Genomic DNA, 22,144 nt, shown 5'->3' on the forward strand with positions numbered 1-22,144 from the left:
TGGAACTCATCCATGACACATAATAAAGACCACTTCTTTTTCAGGCTTTATCAGAAACTGATTTTGAACCATCCGATCATCACGTTATCTTTGGTGATTATACTGTCGGTGATCGCTGCCACTCAGCTGCCTAAGTTTCGCCTGGATGCATCCGGTGAGTCATTGACCCTTGAAAATGATGAGTCATTAAACTTTTATCGCCAGGTAAATGAGCGCTATGGTTCGGATGATTTCCTGATTATTACCTGGAAGCCTAATGCTGGCTTGATGGACGAAGAGGCGCTGGCGTCGTTACAGGATCTGGTCAGTCGATTAGAGCAGATTCCAACGGTTGCCAATATCAACAGCATTCTTAATGTGCCTTTGTTGGATGGTATCAAACTGGATGCAGAAGCCCTATCTGCTGAAATTCCAACGCTTATGGATGAAGGCGTTGATAAACAAAAAGCGCTTGAAGAGTTTACTAGCAGCCCTCTTTACACCAACCTGTTGGTTGGAGACAACGGTGAAACCAGTGCTATTCAAGTTAACTTTGAGCGGGATGAGCGTTATTTTAGTCTACTGGATGCACGAGATAAATTACGCTTGAAGCGTAGCGAGCAAAAATTATCCGCAGAAGAATCAGCCCAACTAGAACAGCTGGAAGATGAGTTTGATGCTCATAGTAAAGTAACATCGGAACGCACTAGCCAAATCATTCAGGATGTTCGTGTCATCATGGATGACTACAGAGACGTTGCAGAACTCTATCTCGGTGGTATTTCGATGATCACCAATGACATGCTCGATTTTATTCAGCACGACATTACAGTGTTCGGTATCGGCATCTTATTATTTATCATGGTTGCGTTGTTTGTCTTCTTTGGCAAAATTCGCTGGGTGGTCGTCCCTCTGTTTTCCTGCTTGGTTACCGTTCTTATTTTAGCGGGCTTGCTCAGTTATCTTGACTGGCGAATAACCGTGATTTCATCCAACTTCCCATCGATATTGTTAATAACCGTGTTGGCGCTTAACGTCCACTTAGTGGTCTTCTACCGTGACTTTATTTCTGACAACCCCAGCAGTACTCAAATGGAGCGTGTCAAAGCCACTATTAAGACCATGTATTGGCCTTGCCTCTATACGGCTCTCACTACTATAGTCGCCTTCATTTCATTGCTCATCAGTGGTATTCGTCCAGTTATTGATTTTGGCTGGATCATGACCATTGGCTTGGCGCTTGGTTTCATCATCACATTTATTGTCTTCCCTAGCTTTATACAGATTCTTAGCACTGAAAAGCATCAAAGTGGCTCTAGCATCACTTATAAAATCACTCACTGGATTTATAACATCAGCGTTAAGTTTAAACCGGCAATATTTACTTTAGCAGTGTTGTTAGTAGTTTTCAGTGCTTATGGCATTTCTCAGCTGAAAGTGGAAAACCGCTTTATTGATTACTTCAAGCCATCCACTGAAATATATCAGGGCATGACAGTTATTGACCAACAACTTGGCGGCACAACGCCTTTAGACATAGTTATTGATGCTGATCCTGATGAAGAGTCTCTATTCGCAGAAGATGAATTCGAAGATGAATTCGGTGATGAGTTTGATAGCGCAACTTATGATCCTGGCTACTGGTTTACTCGAAGTAAACTGGAAACCTTGGAAAAGATCCATGACTACATTGACAGTCTAGGAGTTACTGGTAAAGTTCAATCACTAGCTACCACAGCTAAGGTTCTCAAACAAATGAACGGTGGCGAATATCCCGATGAACTAACCTTATCTCTGGTTCATAAGGAAATGCCTGAGGATGTCAGAAAAACTTTGCTCAACCCTTACCTTTCAGAAGATGGTGAGCAAGTTCGTATCAATATTCGAGTCGAAGAAACAAACCCTGATTTAAAACGCTCCGAGTTGATTGAGACCATTAATACTTTTATTGTTAATGAAACCAGTATCAAACCTGAGCATGTTCATTTTACCGGTATGCTGGTTCTCTATAATAATATGCTCCAGAGCTTGTTTGACTCGCAGATCATGACCATTGGCGTGGTCTATCTCGCTATCCTACTGATGTTCCTGGTTCTGTTCCGTTCATTCACCCTGGCCATTCTCGCTACCATACCCAACGCACTCTCAGCAGCGCTGGTGCTGGGCATTATGGGCTGGATGGGTGTGCCAATGGACATGATGACCATCACCATTGCCGCCATCGTGATAGGTATCGCAGTGGACAACTCGATTCACTATGTCCATCGCTTTAAACGTGAATTCACCAAGGATAATAATTACCTGGCAACCATGGAACGCTGCCATGGCAGTATTGGTAAAGCGATTTACTATACCGGCGTAACGATTATTGTTGGGTTTGCTATCTTGGCGCTGTCTGAGTTTATTCCATCGATATACTTTGGCTTACTGACTGGCTTTGCCATGGCGGTAGCGCTGTTCCTGAACTTGACCCTGCTACCACTCATGCTAATCACGTTCAAACCGCTAAAGGCCAATAACCATTAACGGTACATATCTATAGCAAGAAAAAAGGAGCTCAATGAGCTCCTTTTTTCTTATTATCAAATAACTAAATTACTCTTTCGGTTTGCGCATCTGAACACAGAGTACATCACAAGGTGCGCCATGTAGCACTCCATTAGCTGTAGAACCTAACAGTAGTTCCCAACCATGCTGTCCATGAGTTCCGATGACGATCATATCGCAATGTTGTTCTTCAGCATATTTTTTGATTTCGCGTGATGGCTTACCGATTTTGATATGACAATGGTCATCAGCAACGCCATATTTTTTGGCAAACTCATTGATCCGCTTGGTCTTAGCTTTAATTGCTTCCTGCTCAATATCATCAGTATTGACAATAACAGCTCCAAACGGGGCCCCCGCCCAGAGTCCGGCTTCGATGGGTTCTGCGACATGGAGTAGGTGCAAGTCACCACCGTCTGCCAGAACATTTTTTGCTTTTTGAATAATGGCTTCCCCTTCTTTACGAAGATCTAATGCCACTAAGACCTGTTTGTATGAACCCATAACTCTCTCCTTTGTCTAACAGGTGTTTCTAATAGATATATGTGATAGATACGTTCGTTATACCCTATCAACCTACCATCATTTTGATCTGGATCAAAATGACGGGAGGTAGGTAGGTTTAGTCTAGCATAGCAAACTACATAATTTGGAGGTGTATTATGCAACTATCTAAGTGGAAACCTTTCTCAAATATTGAGTCCTATCTTAACTTTCCTGTGTCAGGCTTATTTGACGAAATGTCGAATGGGATTGGTAACGAGTGGCGTCCAGCTGTCGACTTTATTGAAAAGTCTGATGAGTTCCTGATTAAAGCCGAGCTGCCAGAAGTTAAAAAAGAAGACGTCAAAATTAATATCGAGAATAATATTCTTAGTGTTCAGGGTGAACGTCGCTATGAAGAAAAGGACGAAAAACAACACAGGCTGGAGCGATTCTACGGCAGTTTCACACGTAGCTTTACCTTGCCTGACAACGTTGACACGGATCAATGCAAAGCTGAGTTCAAAGATGGCATGCTAAACATCCACCTACCCAAAAAAGCTGGTAGTGAAAAGCCAACAAAATCAATCGAAATTAACTAGTGGCTTGTAAATAGGTAGGTCTTACTGGACTCTCTTGGGTATCACTCTTTACGAGTAATGACACTTAAGCCCAAGAGAGTTCTTTTTTATTGCAGCTAAAATTTTAAAGCTGAATAGTGACTTTTGCAGCACTATTACGTGCTTTAGCTCTAGCTTGCTCTACTGAATCAGCCTTAGCCAGGGCCACACCCATACGACGCTTGCCACTTACCTCAGGTTTACCGAATAAACGCAATTGAGTATCCGCTTCAAACAAAGCCGCCTCAAGATTGCCAAACTCAACCTGTTGTGACTCGCCCTCGACCAGTATCACTGCAGAAGCTGATGGACCAAATTGTCGAATAGTTGGAATGGGTAACCCCAAAATAGCGCGGGCATGTAACGCAAACTCAGACAGATCCTGAGAAATTAATGTAACCAGCCCTGTGTCATGCGGTCTTGGTGATACCTCACTAAAAATGGCTTTATCACCTTTAATGAATATCTCAACCCCAAAAAGACCATAACCTCCCAAATCATCCGTCACAGCTTTGGCCATGTGTTGTGCTTCCGCTAATGCTTTTTCGGACATTGCCTGCGGTTGCCAGGATTCACGGTAATCGCCGTCCTCCTGAATATGCCCAATGGGAGCGCAGAACTGAGTTCCCTTAACCGAACGAACCGTTAATAAGGTAATTTCATAATCGAAATCAACAAACCCTTCAACGATAACTCGCCCTTCACCAGTTCGACCGCCTGCCTGAGAGTACTTCCAGGCCGCATCCACTTGCTCCTCAGTTTTAACCGTCGATTGTCCTTTCCCAGAACTGCTCATCACCGGCTTAATCACGAAAGGCAAACCAATCTCTTTAACCGCCTGCTTGTATTCTTCATAGGTATCGGCAAAACAATAAGGAGAGGTTTCTAGGTCCAAATCTTCAGCGGCTAAACGACGAATGCCTTCACGATCCATCGTCAAACGCGTTGCGCGCGCAGTTGGAATAACCGTATAGCCTTCTTTCTCGACTTCTAACAAGGTTTCCGTCGCAATCGCTTCGATTTCAGGCACAATTAGATCCGGCTTTTCCTCTACAATTAAACGCTTCAGTGCATCACCATTAAGCATATTCAGCACATGACTACGATGAGCTACCTGCATTGCAGGTGCATTGACGTACCGATCAACTGCAATCACTTCAACCCCAAAACGTTGCAATTCAATAACAACCTCTTTGCCCAACTCACCAGAGCCAAGCATCATGACCTTTTTAGCCGTTTTCGATAAAGGAGTGCCGATCTTAGACATAAGTAATTCCAATAAAAGACTGATTTAAAAATTTAAGTGCCGATAGAGTAGCAATTGGGGTAGGTTCAGGCAATAAAGAATACCCATAAAAAAAGCCTCACAAGGAGGCTTTAGCAGAAAGTTATAGATGAACTATTTTGCAAAATCGTCAAGAGCATTACCCGTTAAACGGAACACTGTCCATTCATCCATAGGCTTGGCACCTATGCTGTTATAGAAGTCGATTGCAGGCTGATTCCAGTCTAACACTGACCAGTCCACGCGAGCACAATCTTTTTCAACCGCGATTTTTGCCAACTTCTGCAATAAGCTATACCCTATTTTTTTACTGCGAAACTCTGGCTTAACGTAAAGATCCTCCAGGTAAATACCGTATTTACCTAAAAAGGTTGAGTAGTTGAAAAAATATAGGGCGAACCCGGCTGGTTTCCCTTCATACTCAGCAATCAGGCAATGAGCTCTGGCATCATCAGCAAACACAGTCTGTTCAATATCGGCAACCGTAGCCACCACTTCATGGGAAAGCTTTTCGTACTCTGCAAGCTCTCTGATGAAGCCAAGAATTTGCGGTGCGTCTTGACGCACCGCTTCTCGTATAACCAGGTTAGTCATTAGCTTTTATACTTCTTAAATTCACTGCGATACCAGTCGAACTGGTTGTATGTTGTTTCAGCAACTTGAGTCATTTTACTCACAATAATGATTGCTAAGCTGGCGAATACAAAGCCAGGTAACATTTCATACAAGTCAAATATAGCTATATCAGTGTTGGTTCCTAACCAGTCCCAAACTAGAACAGTCACCGCACCCGTTACAATACCGGCTAATGCACCATGACGAGTCATGCGTTGCCATAGAAGCGAGAGAATAATCACTGGACCAAAAGCGGCTCCAAAACCTGCCCAAGCTTGGCCTACTAAATTAAGAACATTTCTGGACTCTCCCATCGCAACTGAAATACCAATCCCGGCAACCAGAATTACGACAAAACGGTTAACCCATACAAGCTCTTTTTCAGAAGCATTTGGGCGCATATAAGGTTTATAAACGTCTTCCGTTACTGAGCTGGATACTGCCAACAGTTGCGAGTCGATGGTACTCATTACCGCTGCCAGAATCGCAGCCAACAAGAAACCTGCCAACCATGGATTAAACAATGCCTGAGTCAACAGTAAGAATATTTTTTCACTACCACGCTGAGTATTCAATACAGAAACTTCTTCTGCAGTTAGTAGGACATACGCTTTTGCATTAAAGTCACCACCAAAGAAAGCGATACCAGCGAAACCGATAAACACTGCACCCAGCACACAGATAATCATCCAGCTCATACCAATACGGCGGGCTTGTGGGACGGTATTGACGCTTTTGATTGCCATAAAACGTGCCAAAATATGTGGCTGACCGAAATAACCCAGACCCCAGGCAGCTAGTGATAAAAAGGCAATCCATTTAAAAGAGTCGTTATTATCAAAGAAGCCTTGAGTAAAGCTCACAGCCTCAGGTTTGATTTCACGCGTAGCTTCAACGATACCGCTAAGCCCGTTGTACTCAACCAGTAGCACAATTGGTGCCACAATTAGAGCCGTCATTATGATCAGCCCCTGGAAAAAATCAGTCCAGGAAACCGCCAGGAAACCACCCAGGAAAGTATAAGAAATAATAACGATGGAACTGATCAATAACGCCGTGTTGTAATCATAGCCAAAGCTCGACTCGAACAACTTACTGCCCGCGACCAGACCAGAACCGATGTAATAGCCGAAGAAAACGATCATGACTAATACAGCAACGATACGCAGCGATTTGCCGGCATCGTGGAAACGTCCTGCAAAATAATCAGGAAGGGTTAATGCATTGTCAGCAATTTCAGTATAAGACCGTAGTCGACCCGCAATAAATTTCCAGTTCAGGTAAGCGCCAATGATTAAGAACAGTGCCAACCACGAATCAGATAAACCTGAAAAGTAAATCGCTCCGGGCAAACCCATCAAAATCCAGCCGCTCATATCTGATGCGCCAGCACTTAATGCAGTTACCGCACCACCAAGGCCGCGACCACCCAGCATATAATCGCTGGAATCATTAGTGCGCATGTAAGCCCAGATACCGATACCAATCATAAACACCAGATAGATCAAAAACGCGATCTCAACCGGCCCTACGGTCATCCCCAAAAAATCGAACTTGGTATAGTTCATAACACCTCACTAGGTTAAATAAATGTGTCTAAGCAAAATATTGCTTGAGATATTCTTCAAAAGATAAGGAGTCACTCTCCTCAATCTGCTTTTGCTTCTCAATAGACTGAGCCGCTTCACGCTCGAACAGAGCCTCAACCTCAGGGCTGATGTGCTCAGATAGAAAGTGCTGACGCGTCTTTTTGGAAAGATCCATGGTGTAACCATAATAACCTTTGCCGTACGCCAGCATATTATTGAGAAACTGACCCGATAACGTCTTTTCCGTATCGTTGGCCATTTCAATGGCCTCACCAAGCGCTTGCGTATAAGCCTTGGTTTGGTTGCTCTTATCAAGCAACACTGCAACCGGGCGCATTTCCTCGAAAATAGCCAATGCCGCCTCTTTTAGTGGGATTGCTCGATTAAATCTCAAGAGCCCGAGGTCAGGTTTTCGACCGTAATACACCGTACGACGGAAATTTTCGTCGTTTTCAGCATTCTCACGATCCGATTGATTGCAGCTCTCCTGCAACAGGCAAAAGAGCAAAAAGACGTCTAAAAAGTCAATTTGTGACTGACTTATACCAAGTGGATCGAAAGGATTCAAGTCAAGTGAGCGAACTTCAACGTATTGAACCCCGCCTCTTTTCAAAGCCTGAGTCGGTCTTTCACCCGAATGAATGACTCGTTTGGGACGTATTTTCGCGTAGTATTCGTTCTCAATTTGTAGCAAATTAGCGTTCAACTGACGGTATTCGCCATCAACCTTAACGCCCAGCTCCTCATAAAACTCATCCTTGGTTCGAATGGCCCGCTCCAGCTCTCCCACATACTCGTCTAAGTCATTGTGACGAATAGAGAATTTAGATTGCGCATTGTTCTGATAACCCAGATCACTCATGCGCAGAGAAGTGGCATATTGACCGTATAAACTACCGTCACCATGGTCTTCTAGCAGCGAACCGCCCTTGCCTTTAGTGAAGGAACGACAAATCGCAGGCGAAGCGCCAAACAAATAAGGCAGTAACCAGCAATAACGTAGATAATTGCGAATCAGACCTAAATACTGATTGGAGATAAAATCTTTTAACGAGCCGCTATCTTTCTTGAACTGTTGGTATTTAGGCCAGAAGTCCTCAGGAAGGGAGAAATTATAATGAACTCCGGCAATCACCTGCATGTATCGACCATAACGATAACCCAGACCGCGACGATAGATATGCTTCATCATACCCACATTCGAGGTGCCATAATTGGCCAAAGGGACATCGTCTTCTTTTGTCAGAATACAGGGCATACTACCAATCCATAGAATTTCATCATCCATGTGCTGATAGATAAATTGATGAATGTCGTGCAACCACTGGCGTGGCTTCAAGCGATCATTCGACACCGGCGTGATCAGCTCAGGTAAAGCCTCAGAATAATCCGTCGTAATGTACTCATTGGTCAGGGCAGAACCCCATTGCTTAGGATGAGGTTTAGTTGAAAGGTAACCATCCTCCGTGACACGCAAACTCTCTTTTTCAATGCCACGGTTTAAACGAGTCAAACAATCCGCCAACTCGCCTTCCACAAACGCCAAAGCGTCACGATCCAGTTTCGGGTCACGCATAAAATAGATTCAGTAAGAATTGAGCAGCCAATACTATGCCACAGGGAAAACCTATTTTGAAGTTAAGTCTTTGTTCCTCAATGCATATCAACTATCAATGAATTGGAAATAACAATTGCTAGATGCCATAATCCAAATCGGATAAATAACCATAACAGCAGGTTGGAGACACCATGGAACCACTAATCAGCTTACTCATAGTCGTATTATTACTTGTCCTACCACTAAAATTCGCCGCTAAATTTATAGGCGCCAAAAACACAGGCTTCTTCTCCTGCCTGTTCGCCTTAATCGTATCCGCATTATTCCAGTTTGGTGTTGACCACTACTTCCCCGGATTAGACGACACCTACGGCTGGATTGTTACCGTTCCAGTAGCCGCCCTCGCCTACATGCTAGTGTTAGGTACAACCTTTTTAAAAGCCGTACTGATAGCAATCGTGCAAGTGATACTGATGGTATTACTGACAGCGTTAGTGGCTGGGTTATTGGCGGGGATATAGAGTACCATTACCCATGCATGGTTCTTATACTCTACTTGATTCATAACTAAGGATAGAAATGGCTCCTCTTATAATTGCTGCCTTATATTGGTTGATGTTCTTACTAATAAAACTTGTGACATCTTTTGAATTTAGTAACGAAGTCAGATTAATAATAAACATCGTTGGCGGTATTGGCGCACTTGTTGTGCCAATCCTCATATACTCCATTATCGACTTCAAACTAACACAACGAGCTCTAAACCAAGTAGGCCGAGATTGGTGTGAAAAACATAGCCTGGAGTTCAAAACAGTAGAGATGCATAAAAACCACTTCGCCCTTATCTACCATCAAGATAACAAGAAAATGCGCAAAAAATTCAGGGCTCGGTTTATTCCAACAACATGGTTTGTTAAGTCGGTTGAATGGCTGGAGAAGTAATGCATCAAAGTTATTGCATGCAGTATTTACTCGGTGCGTCACGACGCACCCTTCGTTCTGAAGGGCTTGTAGTCTCAATTTTAGTTATGGATTTACCAATATGAACCTTATGCCTTTAAATACAGTGATTAATAACTTTATTGTTTTTCTAAACGCCAACTATCAATTGATTACCGAATCCTTTGAAATTTATAAATTAAAAGCCGAGAAGGAAAATTTTTTCTTAGTCTCATTTGAAGAGTATTTCTATGATTGGGCGCAGGCGAATTGGGAACTATTAGTTGAAAGAGTCGTGTGCTCACCTAATGAATCATTTGTAGTTTATGGTTCAGGTAGTGATTATGAAGCAGCTGGACATAGTAGAGTTTTTTTTCATAAGGCAGAACCGACTCACAAGGTAATATGTGCTGCTAAGTCAGAGGTTATAGATTTACTCTCTGAAGCAGAAGTTGATTTAGCGCAATTCGATTTTTATTCCTTCGTTTCTATTGACGGAGGATGGTTCGATATATCCCCACCCTTTGACCATATCCTATTAACTGAAAAAGATGCTCATGGTGGCGATTATCAACAAATAGTCATACCATTTGATCAAGTTAATTTCTACGTTAAGAAAATTGGAAATTCAAGGTAAATTAAATGCATGGAAAATTAATGAAGCAATATTTAGTCCTAATTATTTGTGCTTTTTCTGCGTTCTCAACATTTACTGAAGGTACACAGCAATAATTAGAAGTCAGACAGAGAGATGTTGCAATCGAAGAAATGGCAGAAATACTTTTATATAGCTTTAAGGGCAAATCAAAAGAAGAGCTCTTACAATTTCTTAAAAATCACCCAAAGGCAATTAATAATCCCGATATTGCTTCAGAAGAAGGAAACTATCTGTTTTGGGGTACTACTGTTAAGTTTGAGTTTAGCAATGATAAGCTTATCAATGTATTTTGGTAAACCGTACAGTAAGGCAAATCACCATCCATAACTATCATTTCAGATCGTAAAATTAGAATTTTTCTTCCTAGACGCGGCGTATCAAGATTTTAAGAGGGGAGTTCACGCGTTTGTGAATGACCTGATTAAAATCTTGATACAACAAAGTATAGGGAGAAAAAGGCAATTTTACCCAATGTGCTTGCGGGCGTTATAAAACATCCGCTGCCAAGCCCCATCCTCTCTCCACTCATCCGGTCTCCAGGAGTTCTGCACCGTACGCGCTACTCGCTCTGGGTGTGGCATCATGATGGTGACACGGCCGTCGGTTGTGGTTAGGCCGGTGATGCCGAATGGTGATCCGTTTGGATTGGCTGGATAGGTATCTGCGATGTCGCCATAATTGTTGATGTAGCGCGCTGTGATTAAACCCGATTCGTTGACTTGTTTTGCCAGTACTTCAGATTTAAATTCTGCGCGGCCTTCGCCATGTGAGACGGCGATTGGCAGGCGCGAGCCTTCCATGCCGGTCATGAATAGCGATGGTGATTTGGCGACTTCGACCATGGCGAAACGTGCTTCAAATTGCGCTGATTGGTTGCGCACGAAGTGTGGCCAGTGGTCGGCACCTGGGATTAATTCTTTGAGGTTTGACATCATCTGGCAACCGTTACATATACCTAAGCTGAAAGTGTCTGGACGGTTGAAGAAGGCTTCAAATTCATCACGTGCGCGTGAGTTGAAGAGAATCGATTTTGCCCAACCTTCGCCGGCACCAAGTACGTCACCATAGGAGAAGCCTCCGCAAGCGACAGCCCCGATAAAGTCTTGCAAGCTGACGCGACCGGATAGGATGTCGCTCATATGAACGTCGATGCATTCAAAACCGGCTTTAGTCAGCGCGGCTGCCATTTCGAGATGGCTGTTAACGCCCTGCTCTCTTAGCACAGCTACTCTTGGTCGAGCGCCAGTTGCGATCAATGGCTTAATTATATTTTCATCGACATTATATGTGGCGAATGGCTTGATGCCTGGATTATCCAGATCAAGCTTACTGTCAAACTCCTGTTGTGCGCACTCTGGATTGTCGCGCATGGCTTGCATACGGAAGGTTAGTTCTGACCAAATGGCGCGCAAGTCTTTCATGTCACGTGAGATGACATCGTTACCATCTTTGGTGACACTGAAGGTTTTAGTTTCTGCTGGTTCGCCAATGAAGTGAGCAAATTCGTTGACCTTGTGTTCAACCAAAATGGCTTCAACCTGATCACGTTTATCAGCAGGAACTTGTAATACTGCACCTAACTCTTCGTTGAACAGAATCTCTTCGGCTGTACCATTGAGTTCTGACAAATCAACGCTGACACCGCAGTTTCCGGCAAAGCCCATTTCAACCAAGGTTGCTAATAAGCCACCGTCTGAACGGTCATGGTAAGCATGAACCAAATTATTATGATTAAGCGCCTGAACGGCATTGAAGAAGTTACGTAAATCATCGCTTGAATCAACGTTGGCTGGTTCTGTTCCGAGCAATTTATAGACTTGAGTAAAGGCTGTTGCTCCGAGGCGGTTTTTGCCGCGGCCAAGATCTAGCAGTAATAATTCAGTCTCTAATGAAGAGCCACCTTTGTCTGTTCTCAATTGTGGCGTCAAACTTTTGCGCACATCGGTCACTGGCGCAAAGGCGGTAATAACTAATGATAAAGGTGCAGTAACGCTTTTCTTTTCGCCATTGTCTTCCCAGACGGTCTTCATCGACATCGAGTCTTTACCGACAGGAATGGTGATACCTAATTCAGGGCATAGCTGCATGCCAACGGCTTCAACTGCCTTATAAAGATTCACATCTTCACCTGGTGCACCCGCTGGTGCCATCCAGTTTGCTGATAAGCGAATTTTTTTGATGTCATCAATTTTCGCTGCAGCAATGTTGGTCACCGCTTCGCCCACCGCCATACGCGCAGAAGCTGCGCTATCCAGTAATGCAGCAGGAGTACGCTCACCCATCGCCATCGCTTCGCCAGTGTAGCTGTTATGAGTCGAAGTCGTTACCGCACAGTCGGCTACTGGAACCTGCCACGGGCCGACCATTTGATCGCGCGACACCATACCGCCAACGGTACGGTCACCAATGGTAATCAGGAAGGTTTTATCGGCTACTGCTGGCAACGCCAGAATACGGTCAACCGCTTCATTGATATCATCAACTTGCGGAAGGGCTGTTGATGGAGCTGCCAAGGTAGCAGCTTCACGATGCATTTTTGGTGGCTTGCCGAATAGAATATCCATTGGCAAATCTACCGGCTTGTTATCAAAATGCTCATCGTTTAATTCAAGGTGTAGTTCTTCTGTAGCTTCGCCGACTACCGCAAATGGGCAGCGCTCACGACCACAGATTTCTTCGAACTTGGTCAGGCTTTCAGGAGAAACCGCTAACACATAACGCTCCTGCGCTTCGTTACACCAAATTTCAACCGGAGCCATGCCTTTTTCAGCATTCGGCACACGGCGCAATTCAAACTTACCGCCGCGCTCACCATCATGCACCAGCTCAGGGATGGCATTGGATAAACCGCCCGCACCAACATCATGAATAAATTCGATTGGGTTTTTCTCACCCATTGACCAGCAACGGTCGATCACTTCCTGACAACGACGTTCCATTTCTGGGTTATCGCGCTGTACTGAAGCGAAATCCAAATCTTCCTGGCTTGAACCAGATGCCATGGATGAAGCAGCACCACCGCCCAAACCAATCAGCATCGCTGGGCCACCAAGGACAATTACTTTGTAACCCGGCTTAATTTCTTTTTTCTCTACATGCTGTTCGCGAATGTTACCCATGCCGCCAGCGATCATGATTGGCTTGTGATAGCCACGCACTTCTTTACCGTACTCAAAATCAAACTCTTCTTCGAAGGTACGGAAATAACCGGTTACCGCCGGACGACCAAATTCGTTGTTGAAGCTGGCGCCACCAATTGGGCCTTCGAGCATAATGTCCAACGCAGTTACGATGCGCTCAGGCTTGCCATAATCAGTTTCCCAAGGCTGGATATAACCCGGTACTTTCAAGTTTGAAACCGTAAAACCAGTCAAACCCACTTTCGGTTTACCACCAAGGCCAGTTGCGCCTTCATCTCGAATTTCACCACCGGAGCCAGTCGAAGCACCTGGATAAGGCGAAATACAGGTTGGGTGGTTATGAGTTTCGACCTTACACAGAACGTGTACAGGCTCTAAATGGTATTGGTATTCATTAGTTTCTGCGTTAGCGAAGAAACGATGCGCCGTGAAACCCTCGAAAACTGCTGCATTATCTTTATAAGCCGATAAAACACCTTCGGAATTGACCTGGTAGGTGTTTTTGATCATCTTGAACAATGACATCTCTTTCTCGATGCCATCAATGGTCCAGGATGCGTTGAAAATTTTGTGGCGGCAATGTTCTGAATTAGCCTGCGCAAACATCATCAGCTCAACATCCGACGGATTACGGCCGAGCTTGATGAAACTCTCAACCAAATAATCGATTTCATCTTCAGCTAAAGCTAAACCAATGTCGGTGTTGGCTTTAACCAAGGCTTCGCGGCCGCCGCCAAGAATATCAACATGCGCCAATGGCTTGGGCTGATGTTGCTCAAAAAGAACTTCCGCCTCACTGTGCTCAGTGAAGACTGACTGCGTCATGCGGTCATGAAGTAATGGCTTTAATTGAGCAACTACATCGGCACTCAATTCAGCACCATCGCTGGTCTTAAAATAAACCGCGACAGCACGTTCAATTCGTTCGATTTTATCCAGACTACAGTTTTGCGCGATATTGGTCGCTTTCGAAGACCACGGCGAAATAGTGCCTGGACGCGGTACGACGATAAGACGCTGGCCCGAATGCTCGCTGGCAGGTCGGCTTGGCCCATATTCCAATAATCTTTCGAGAATTTTCAGTTCTTCGTCGCTCAACTCACTGTTGGTATCAACGTAATGAACATATTCACCATAAATATCAACCACTTGAGAGCTAACTGCTGACGCTTCATTGAGTAAATGTTTCTTTTGAAAGTTAGAAAAGGCAGGGTTACCGCGTAATATGAGCATACCGATCTCGACTGTAAATCTGGAGGAATTGCGAAAGCGCAAATTTTACTCTAATTGGCTGTTATTGATAAGTCCTAATGGGAAAATTGAATGCTTTAATTTGCACTTTTTAGCTGGTTGCAGTCATAATGTTGGCAAACCACCGCTAAGATTATAATTTCTTAAATGAATCAAGGCCTTAGAAAAAGCTTAATTGGTTTTGCGCTACTGATAACGACACTATTGTTGCTGACAAGCTGCGGTCAAGAGCCCAAAAACCAGCTGGAACAGGTACAGGAACAAGGGTACATCAAAGTATATACTCGAATTTCACCAACCACCATGTATGTGGGAGAGGAAGGTTTTAGTGGATTTGAGTACGATCTGGTCAAGCTATTTGCCGACGAGCTAGGCGTTCGAGTGCAGATCGTTACTGAAAACGATATTGCCAAAATTCTACGTGAAGTCGCCAGCGGGCGTGCAGATTTTGCAGCCGCCGGATTAACAGTGACTCCACAACGTGAAGAATATCTGCGATTTGGTCCACCCTATCAAGATATCACCAGTAAGCTGGTCTACAAGCAGGGGCATGACCGTCCTCGCGACTTTAGCCAGGTTGATAAAAACCTGACAGTTGTTGCCAACAGCTCGCATTCAGAGACACTGCTGGAAGCACAGCAAGATTACCCAGAGCTAACCTGGACCGAGCGCTCCGACTTAACTCCGCAAGATTTACTAGATGGTGTATTGGATGGCACATTTGATTACACCATCGTCGACTCCAATGAATTATTACTGGCTCGTCAGGTTCAACCCGAACTTGCAGTCGCGTTTAGCGTATCTGACCCTGAGCAGCTGGCTTGGGCTTTTCCCAAAGAAAATGACAATAGCCTGTATGTTAAAGCGATTGAGTTTTTCTCAAAGATCCGCGAGGACGGCACATTAGGCTATCTGACTGAACGTTATTATGGTCACCTTTCTAAATTCGACTATGTCGGAAGCCGTGAGTTTTTACGCGCCATTGATAATAAACTGGATAAGTATCGCCCCTATTTCTATGAAGCTGCTGGGGATGATCTGGACTGGCGCTTGTTGGCGGCAATGGGTTATCAGGAATCTCACTGGGAGCCTCATGCGCGCTCGCCAACAGGTGTTCGCGGTTTAATGATGTTGACTTTGAATACCGCCAAACAGCTTGGCGTTAAAAACCGACTCGATGCGGAGCAAAGTATTTTAGGTGGTGCCGATTATTTACGCCTGGTGAAAAAGAAAATTCCTGAGCGTATCGGTGAGCCTGACCGAACCTGGTTTGCAATGGCAGCTTACAATGTTGGTTTTGGTCACCTCGAAGATGCTCGTCGTTTGGCTGAAGCGGATGGCGCTAATCCTGACAAATGGTTGTCAGTTAAAGAATACCTGCCACTCTTGCGCCAGAAGAAGTGGTACTCAAGAACTCGCTATGGTTATGCCAGAGGTGATGAGCCGGTTAAATATGTGAATAATATTCGCCGCTATTATCAGGTCCTAAAGCAGGTAGCAGAAGCTAAAGCTGGAGGCTCGGAACTACTGGATACAGAAACGGAATCGCTTCCTGATGTCGATATCGAACAGACTAGCACCGAAGAAGACAATGTACTGGGAACCAGTGAAGAAATAGCAGAGCCTATCGAAAACTAAACCGGTTCTGATGTATACATAAAAAAAAGCCTGATGCTCTTTTCATCAGGCTTTTTTTATTGTCTGAGATCTTATTTTCTGAGACCTTTGAATGATTATTTAGTATCGCGTGGTGCTACTCGCAACACTTCATCAATAGTTGTCACTCCAGCAACAACTTTATAAGCACCACTGATTCGTAACAAGTTCATGCCATCTTTTATCCCTTGTCGTCTTAACTCGCGAATTTCTCCATTCTCGTATACCAGAGATTTCAAACCATCTGTAACCTTAAGTAATTCATAAATACCTTGGCGTCCTTGATAACCGGTATGGCGGCAGCGATCGCACCCTACTGGATGAAAAACCTTTTCCGGCATGGATACCATTTGATTGTCACCGACTAACGCTTCCCAAGCCTTTGGTTCAGTTGGCTTTTCTTCCTTACAGAATTTACACAAAGTTCTAACCAAACGTTGAGCCATAACTCCCAGCATGGTGGCATTTAATAAATACGGCTCGATACCAATTTCAATCAGTCGCGTCATCGCTGAGGGGGCATCATTAGTATGCAGTGTTGAAATCACTAAATGTCCCGTAAGCGCCGCTTGCACTGCCATTTGCGCTGTTTCTTTATCTCGAATCTCACCAATCATGATGATGTCCGGATCCTGACGCAACAAAGCTCGCACACCTGCTGCAAAATCGAGACCGATATCGTGATGCACCTGCATTTGATTAAGGTTCGGGTCCACCATCTCGATAGGGTCTTCAATGGTGCATATATTAACATCGGGAGTGGCTAATAATTTTAACGAGGTATATAAGGTAGTTGTTTTACCAGAACCCGTTGGCCCAGTTAGTAAGACAATACCATTTGGCTGGCTAATTAAATCGCGCCAGGTTGTTTCTGTTTCGTACTCCAAGCCCAGTTCATCAAAATTACGCGTTAGAACGGTTGGATCAAAAATACGACCAACGAATTTTTCTCCAAATGCGGTTGGCAAAGTGGATAATCGCAATTCAATTTCTGAACCGTCTGGACTTTTTGTTTTCACACGACCATCCAAAGGCTTTCTTCGTTCAGCCAGGTCCATGCGCCCTAAAATTTTCAGACGTGAAATGACCGCATGAGTAATCGAGATGGGAAGTTCATAAACCGGATGCAACACCCCATCAATTCGGAAGCGTATTCGCCCAACTTCACGGCGAGGCTCAATATGAATATCACTGGCGCGCTCTTTGAAAGCATACTGCAATAACCAATCGACAATTTGTACAATGTGCTGATCATTAGCATCAGCCTCTTCTGCGCCTTTGAGCTCAATCAATTGCTCAAGGTTGGTGACCGAATTTTCTTTTTGTAACTTAACCTCATTGGCACCTTTGATCGAAGCTGACAATAAATAGAATTCTTTTTGGTAGCGTTTGATAAGCGCAGGATTACCCATAACTGGCACAATCTTCATGCGTATAACCTGCTCAAGACTTTCACGCCACGCCAGATCTTCTGGGTTCATTACCGCGACCTTAACCACTTCAGCTTGTTTATCAACATGAATCACTAAAATGTTATGACGCTGCGCGTAAGCCATGGACATAACGCGAGTCACACCACCCACATCAATTTTTAAAGGGTCAATTTTTTCATATGGCAATTTATACAACTTCGCTACAAATTGCGTTAGTAGCTCCTCATCAATCATAGAGGTATGATCATCGTCACGCATTAAAGAAAGGTCCGCAACTTGCTCAATCGGATGTAACTTAGGATTAACCTGACGCAAATGAATTCGCGAAGCCTGGAATTGCTCTTCAGAGATCCAGTTTGCTTTTTTTAATAAGTCCAATAATTGAAAAGAGGATAAAGGTCCTGACATGATGCCAATGATTGTTGCTAAGCGATTTACTCAGGTTAAACCAAACTGTTTGATTTTCCAAACATTCTAACCATCCCAACATAAAAAATGGGGCCGAAGCCCCATTTATTGAAGTCAGTCTAACCTGAGTTAGAACTTCATTTTTATTGAAACGTAACTAAAGCTACCTTCAGGGTCATAAACCGATGGATCATAACCATTTAGAGAACAGCTATAACATGCAGGTGGATCTTCGTTCAGTGCATTGTTAATACCCACTGTCAACTCTAATTCCATACCGTCAACTTCAGGATAATATGTAAACTGAAGGTCATGATATAAACGAGAGTCCAACTCGTTGGTTGATTCAGCGTCGGTAGCTCCTGGATTCGAACACAAACCTAAGGCAGTTAGACTATTTGGACTATTGTCCAAACTATCTGAACAGGACTCAGTTAAACTATCGATATAACGCATAGTCCAGCCTAGACTCCAATCATTACGCTTCCAGGTAGTATTAATCATAGATTTCCACTCTGGAATACCAGAATCATTACGCTCAATACCTGCAATGTCTTCACGAATACCTAATGACTCCTCAATGTATTCATTGACGATAGTATTCGTCCAATCAACATTCAATGTACCCCAGTCATACTGTGGGCTGACATAGCTTATATTAAAATCATAACCTGATGTTTCAATTACACCTATATTAACCAGACGATTATTGAAACCATTAATAGCGCCACCTGCAGTGCGACTGATTCCATTACAGTACTCAGGGTTTTGAGTTTCAATACAAAGATCTAATTGAGTCTGTGCATCAATTGCCTGGACTGCACCTTCAATTTCATGGTCGTAGTAAGTAGCTTTGAAATCCAAAGAATTAATCCAGTCAGCATCTGCAGCCCAACCTGGACTATATACAAAGCCAAAAGTGGTGCTATCAGAACGTTCTGCATCAAGATCAGGGTTACCACCAGTTGTGATAGAAATCTGTGGATTAGTTTGCTGATAAGTGTCTGGAATGCCTAACGCTTCGCAATCTTCTTGGAATTGAGTACCAACATAGTTTGAGCAGCGGTCAGTTAGGGTTGCATCGTAACGTGAGGCACCGGCATAAAGCTCACCAATACTTGGTGCACGGAAGCCCTCGGAAACAGCACCACGCAACATGAACTCGTCAGTTACACGCCATAGGGCACCAAATTTGGTTGTTGTTTCAGAACCAAAAGTACTGTAGTCAGAGTTACGAGCAGCCAAAGTCAGCGTTAGCTCTTCAGCAGCCGCTAGATCTTTTAACAATGGAATTTTGAACTCGGCATAGTATTCATCAACGTCATACTCACCACGAGTTGGTGTTGATGGAACACCATTACTCTCACCAGCAACGACTATAGAATCCGGCTGGTAGGAACCACGATATTCGCGTGACTCGATACCTGCAGCAAATGAGAAATACCCAGCAGGCATTTCAAATAAGTCCGCAGAAATATTAGCCGAGAAAGTATCGATGACGTTATCACTGATGTCTGTCATGACAGGCTGAATATAATCCAGCATGTCACGAGTAATAGTTCCAGAACCGTCACCCTGACCTCCTGTCAAGTTAAGCGGGACACAACCTTCTAATACTTGGCAGTCAGCCAGTGGACCAAGTGCGTTTTTAATACGCTGGATATTATAACTACCGTAAGTTGTTTGTTGCGCATCATTCTTTCCGTGACTGTAGTTAATATCCCAATAGTAATCGTTATCACCCGCCATGAAGCTACCGTTAAAACCCATTCCAATAAACGTGGTATCAACGTTTTGTTTGAATACACGAGGCCCACCTTCAAGCGGACGTCGTCCGATAAAGATGAGGTTATTCTCATCTAGCGTAAAACCAAATGGGTTATAGGGATTGGTTTCGTGAATACCAACCGTATCTGCCAAACCGCCTGTACCGGCATCTGGACCGATGAAAATTGGTTCCGGAGCAGCCTGGTTAGTTGATTTACGGTTGTTGTACATGGCTTTGGTATAAAAGCTGACATTATCAGAAATCTGATAATTAACTTGGCCGAAGATAGATGTACGCTGGCTTGGTGTGACATACAAATTGTATGTTGAGAAGTTAAAACGATCATTGTTTGTAAACGCATGGAAATCGTCGTTTGGACCACCTGGATTACTTAAGTCGTAAGTAGGGATTCCAGTAACACCATTATTGATTGTTAAGTCGTTGACTTGATCGTTAGGGTCAACAAATAAGAAACGGCCTTGAGGAGTACCAGAACTACCTCGAGTAACGCCAGTATAAGGTACCGGCACTTTTGACAACTCGCGATCTATTGCTTTTACTGCCTGTTGATCATAATGGCTTACATTGAAAAAGACATTCAGGCGATCTGAGTTTGCACCAAATGAAATATCGAACTGACCAGTTTCACCATCACCTTCATCAAACATACCACCGTAGGCATTGATTTCCATTCCTTCAAAGTCTTTACGAGTGATGATATTTACAACACCAGCAATTGCGTCAGAACCATAAATAGACGAAGCGCCATCTTCTAGGATTTCAACACGCTCAATAATACTGATTGGAATCGTGTTCAAATCTACCGAGTTAGCAACACCCGATGCAGACGAGCCATTGACCCAGCGCTGCCCATCAACCAGAACCAAGGTTCTTTTAGCATCAAGATGACGTAATGCAACCTGCGCAGCACCGGCACCAACACCACCACCATCAGGCGGAAAACCGAAGTTACCGCTACTATTAAATCGAGTATTAAGTGCAGAACCAGAACCTGGCAATTGGGCAAGAATATCACCAATTGTTTTTAAGCCGGTTTGGTCAAGTGCAGCACGGTCTAAGACTTTAACTGGATTGGCACCTTCTGCTTGTGCCTGACGAATACGAGAACCTGTGACGACAATGCTCTCCGCTTCTTCCTCTTCTGCCGCCAAAACAGCATTATTGAAGCTCACAGCAGAAAGAATCGCAGTGGCTATCATCAGCTTTTTGGCAGGCGGGAAAATAGATTTTTTATCCATTTTGAAACCCCATTATTGTTAGTTTATGTTTATTTATAACTCAGCTATAGGACGATTTAGCCTTCTAGAAGCCAAACCGCGAATTGTTATAGCTTAAAACTTAACCAATAACAACAGGGTCTTTAGATAAATGTGAAATAATGAGATATTGACCGCTATATACCCAGTATTTGCTTGCTATTGCGAGTCGTGGCCTCAGCAATCTCATAGGCAGGCTCTTCTCTTAGCTCGACTAAGCTATTGAAATTATGGAATATATTGAGGGGAGTATTATGATCTTTATTATAATTATATGGCTTCATATCTGGCGCATCAGTTTCCAGAACTATATCAGATAAAGGTAATTCTGCAGCTAAAGAGCGTAATTTCACCGCTCGTGGGTAGGTAATAGCACCACCAAATCCAAACTTAAAACCGAAATCTCGATACCGTTTGGCCTGCTCAAGGCTGCCATTAAACGCATGCACAATCCCACCATGTTCAAAGTGCAATGTTTTCAGGTATAGCAGAATATCTTCGTGGGATTTTCTGACGTGGAGAATAACTGGCAGTTTGGCTGACTTGGCAATTTCAACTTGCGCTTTGAATAACGCAATCTGGGTTTTACGATCTGCCCCTTTTTCATAGAAATCAAGACCAATCTCACCAATGGCAGAAAGGTTATTGACAGTAACTGCTAACTCAAGATCATGAAGATGCTGTTTCTTGTGTTCTTTGAGAAACATAGGGTGCAGGCCAAGAGCCACGTGAACATCCGGTCTTAGTGCTGCTAATTTGCGCAAGTTTCGCCACTTTTCTTGAGTAACACCTGGAATCAAGACACCCTCAATCCCAACTTTATGCATATTACTGAGGATGACTTCCCGATCTCTATCAAAAACCGGGAAATCTAAATGACAGTGGCTATCGAAAAGTTTAATTTCTGGTTCTTTGTGCTTCGGTTTGAACATCCTCTA

The 22,144-nt window shown here is 43.8% G+C and carries 16 protein-coding genes; 7 read left to right on the plus strand and 9 right to left on the minus strand.

The window, feature by feature from the left end; genetic code table 11:
• The first annotated feature begins 12 nt into the window (after positions 1–12).
• A complete protein-coding gene (locus ACN0VI_RS10820; protein ID WP_417446805.1) occupies positions 13–2,505 on the plus strand; it encodes an efflux RND transporter permease subunit in 2,493 nt (830 codons plus the stop codon).
• A gap of 69 nt (positions 2,506–2,574) precedes the next feature.
• Here the strand turns inward: ACN0VI_RS10820 and ACN0VI_RS10825 are convergent, their stop codons facing one another.
• On the minus strand, positions 2,575–3,030 hold the full coding sequence (locus ACN0VI_RS10825) for a universal stress protein (RefSeq protein ID WP_331890250.1): 456 nt from the start codon (positions 3,028–3,030) through the stop codon (positions 2,575–2,577).
• A 158-nt stretch (positions 3,031–3,188) separates the two neighbouring features.
• Between ACN0VI_RS10825 and ACN0VI_RS10830 the strand changes: the two genes are divergently transcribed.
• On the plus strand, positions 3,189–3,611 hold the full coding sequence (locus ACN0VI_RS10830; protein WP_331890252.1) for an Hsp20/alpha crystallin family protein: 423 nt from the start codon (positions 3,189–3,191) through the stop codon (positions 3,609–3,611).
• Between the two features lie 103 nt (positions 3,612–3,714).
• Here ACN0VI_RS10830 and purT read toward each other — a convergent pair whose 3' ends face one another.
• From purT to gshA, 4 genes are all read right to left on the minus strand, one after another.
• Complete coding sequence (purT, locus tag ACN0VI_RS10835; protein ID WP_417446806.1) at positions 3,715–4,896, minus strand: formate-dependent phosphoribosylglycinamide formyltransferase; 1,182 nt, start codon at positions 4,894–4,896, stop codon at positions 3,715–3,717.
• Positions 4,897–5,028: 132 nt separating this feature from the next.
• A complete protein-coding gene (locus ACN0VI_RS10840) occupies positions 5,029–5,508 on the minus strand; it encodes a GNAT family N-acetyltransferase (protein ID WP_417446807.1) in 480 nt (159 codons plus the stop codon).
• Complete coding sequence (gene putP, locus ACN0VI_RS10845; RefSeq protein WP_331890258.1) at positions 5,508–7,097, minus strand: sodium/proline symporter PutP; 1,590 nt, start codon at positions 7,095–7,097, stop codon at positions 5,508–5,510. Before putP ends, ACN0VI_RS10840 begins: the two co-directional genes overlap by 1 nt.
• 28 nt (positions 7,098–7,125) lie before the next feature.
• The gene (gene gshA, locus ACN0VI_RS10850) at positions 7,126–8,694 is read right to left on the minus strand and encodes a glutamate--cysteine ligase (protein WP_417446808.1); all 1,569 of its coding nucleotides are present in this window, start codon (positions 8,692–8,694) and stop codon (positions 7,126–7,128) included.
• 173 nt (positions 8,695–8,867) lie between these two features.
• On the opposite strand from gshA, the gene ACN0VI_RS10855 reads away from it, so the two are divergent.
• From ACN0VI_RS10855 to ACN0VI_RS10870, 4 genes are all read left to right on the plus strand, one after another.
• Positions 8,868–9,197 (plus strand): hypothetical protein, encoded by a 330-nt coding sequence (locus ACN0VI_RS10855; protein WP_417446809.1) that lies wholly within the window; start codon positions 8,868–8,870, stop codon positions 9,195–9,197.
• Between the two features lie 58 nt (positions 9,198–9,255).
• Entirely contained in the window at positions 9,256–9,618 is a 363-nt protein-coding gene (locus ACN0VI_RS10860; protein WP_417446810.1) for a hypothetical protein, read from the plus strand.
• A 100-nt stretch (positions 9,619–9,718) separates the two neighbouring features.
• Entirely contained in the window at positions 9,719–10,252 is a 534-nt protein-coding gene (locus ACN0VI_RS10865; RefSeq protein ID WP_417446811.1) for a hypothetical protein, read from the plus strand.
• Between the two features lie 131 nt (positions 10,253–10,383).
• Positions 10,384–10,569 (plus strand): hypothetical protein, encoded by a 186-nt coding sequence (locus ACN0VI_RS10870; protein ID WP_417446812.1) that lies wholly within the window; start codon positions 10,384–10,386, stop codon positions 10,567–10,569.
• Positions 10,570–10,737: 168 nt separating this feature from the next.
• On the opposite strand, the gene purL is transcribed toward ACN0VI_RS10870, so the two are convergent.
• Positions 10,738–14,646: a phosphoribosylformylglycinamidine synthase gene (purL, locus tag ACN0VI_RS10875; RefSeq protein ID WP_417446813.1), complete on the minus strand. Its 3,909-nt coding sequence runs from the start codon at positions 14,644–14,646 to the stop codon at positions 10,738–10,740.
• Positions 14,647–14,811: 165 nt separating this feature from the next.
• On the opposite strand from purL, the gene mltF reads away from it, so the two are divergent.
• Positions 14,812–16,302: a membrane-bound lytic murein transglycosylase MltF gene (mltF, locus tag ACN0VI_RS10880; RefSeq protein WP_417446814.1), complete on the plus strand. Its 1,491-nt coding sequence runs from the start codon at positions 14,812–14,814 to the stop codon at positions 16,300–16,302.
• A 95-nt stretch (positions 16,303–16,397) separates the two neighbouring features.
• On the opposite strand, the gene ACN0VI_RS10885 is transcribed toward mltF, so the two are convergent.
• The 3 genes from ACN0VI_RS10885 to ACN0VI_RS10895 all read right to left on the minus strand — a co-directional run bounded on the left by ACN0VI_RS10885 (position 16,398) and on the right by ACN0VI_RS10895 (position 22,138).
• Positions 16,398–18,161, minus strand: a complete 1,764-nt coding sequence (locus ACN0VI_RS10885) for a GspE/PulE family protein (RefSeq protein WP_417446815.1) — start codon at positions 18,159–18,161, stop codon at positions 16,398–16,400.
• 129 nt (positions 18,162–18,290) lie between these two features.
• Positions 18,291–21,188, minus strand: coding sequence for a TonB-dependent receptor domain-containing protein (locus ACN0VI_RS10890; protein WP_331891793.1), 2,898 nt, complete (start codon positions 21,186–21,188; stop codon positions 18,291–18,293).
• Between the two features lie 155 nt (positions 21,189–21,343).
• On the minus strand, positions 21,344–22,138 hold the full coding sequence (locus ACN0VI_RS10895) for a TatD family hydrolase (protein ID WP_417446816.1): 795 nt from the start codon (positions 22,136–22,138) through the stop codon (positions 21,344–21,346).
• Positions 22,139–22,144 lie beyond the last annotated feature (6 nt).

The sequence above is a fragment of the Kangiella sp. genome (genome assembly GCF_048265365.1).
Taxonomy (GTDB): Bacteria; Pseudomonadota; Gammaproteobacteria; order Enterobacterales; family Kangiellaceae; genus Kangiella.

What these genes read in the sequence shown, in the direction of transcription:
- ACN0VI_RS10855 (WP_417446809.1), top strand. Translation starts at nt 8,868, where the DNA reads ATGGAACCACTAATCAGCTTACTCATAGTCGTATTATTACTTGTCCTA.
- ACN0VI_RS10865 (WP_417446811.1), top strand. Translation starts at nt 9,719, where the DNA reads ATGAACCTTATGCCTTTAAATACAGTGATTAATAACTTTATTGTTTTT.
- purT (WP_417446806.1), bottom strand. Translation starts at nt 4,896, where the DNA reads ATGTCTAAGATCGGCACTCCTTTATCGAAAACGGCTAAAAAGGTCATG.
- purL (WP_417446813.1), bottom strand. Translation starts at nt 14,646, where the DNA reads ATGCTCATATTACGCGGTAACCCTGCCTTTTCTAACTTTCAAAAGAAA.
- mltF (WP_417446814.1), top strand. Translation starts at nt 14,812, where the DNA reads ATGAATCAAGGCCTTAGAAAAAGCTTAATTGGTTTTGCGCTACTGATA.
- ACN0VI_RS10820 (WP_417446805.1), top strand. Translation starts at nt 13, where the DNA reads ATGACACATAATAAAGACCACTTCTTTTTCAGGCTTTATCAGAAACTG.
- putP (WP_331890258.1), bottom strand. Translation starts at nt 7,097, where the DNA reads ATGAACTATACCAAGTTCGATTTTTTGGGGATGACCGTAGGGCCGGTT.
- ACN0VI_RS10895 (WP_417446816.1), bottom strand. Translation starts at nt 22,138, where the DNA reads ATGTTCAAACCGAAGCACAAAGAACCAGAAATTAAACTTTTCGATAGC.
- ACN0VI_RS10885 (WP_417446815.1), bottom strand. Translation starts at nt 18,161, where the DNA reads ATGTCAGGACCTTTATCCTCTTTTCAATTATTGGACTTATTAAAAAAA.
- ACN0VI_RS10825 (WP_331890250.1), bottom strand. Translation starts at nt 3,030, where the DNA reads ATGGGTTCATACAAACAGGTCTTAGTGGCATTAGATCTTCGTAAAGAA.
- ACN0VI_RS10830 (WP_331890252.1), top strand. Translation starts at nt 3,189, where the DNA reads ATGCAACTATCTAAGTGGAAACCTTTCTCAAATATTGAGTCCTATCTT.
- ACN0VI_RS10860 (WP_417446810.1), top strand. Translation starts at nt 9,256, where the DNA reads ATGGCTCCTCTTATAATTGCTGCCTTATATTGGTTGATGTTCTTACTA.
- gshA (WP_417446808.1), bottom strand. Translation starts at nt 8,694, where the DNA reads ATGCGTGACCCGAAACTGGATCGTGACGCTTTGGCGTTTGTGGAAGGC.
- ACN0VI_RS10890 (WP_331891793.1), bottom strand. Translation starts at nt 21,188, where the DNA reads ATGGATAAAAAATCTATTTTCCCGCCTGCCAAAAAGCTGATGATAGCC.
- ACN0VI_RS10870 (WP_417446812.1), top strand. Translation starts at nt 10,384, where the DNA reads ATGGCAGAAATACTTTTATATAGCTTTAAGGGCAAATCAAAAGAAGAG.
- ACN0VI_RS10840 (WP_417446807.1), bottom strand. Translation starts at nt 5,508, where the DNA reads ATGACTAACCTGGTTATACGAGAAGCGGTGCGTCAAGACGCACCGCAA.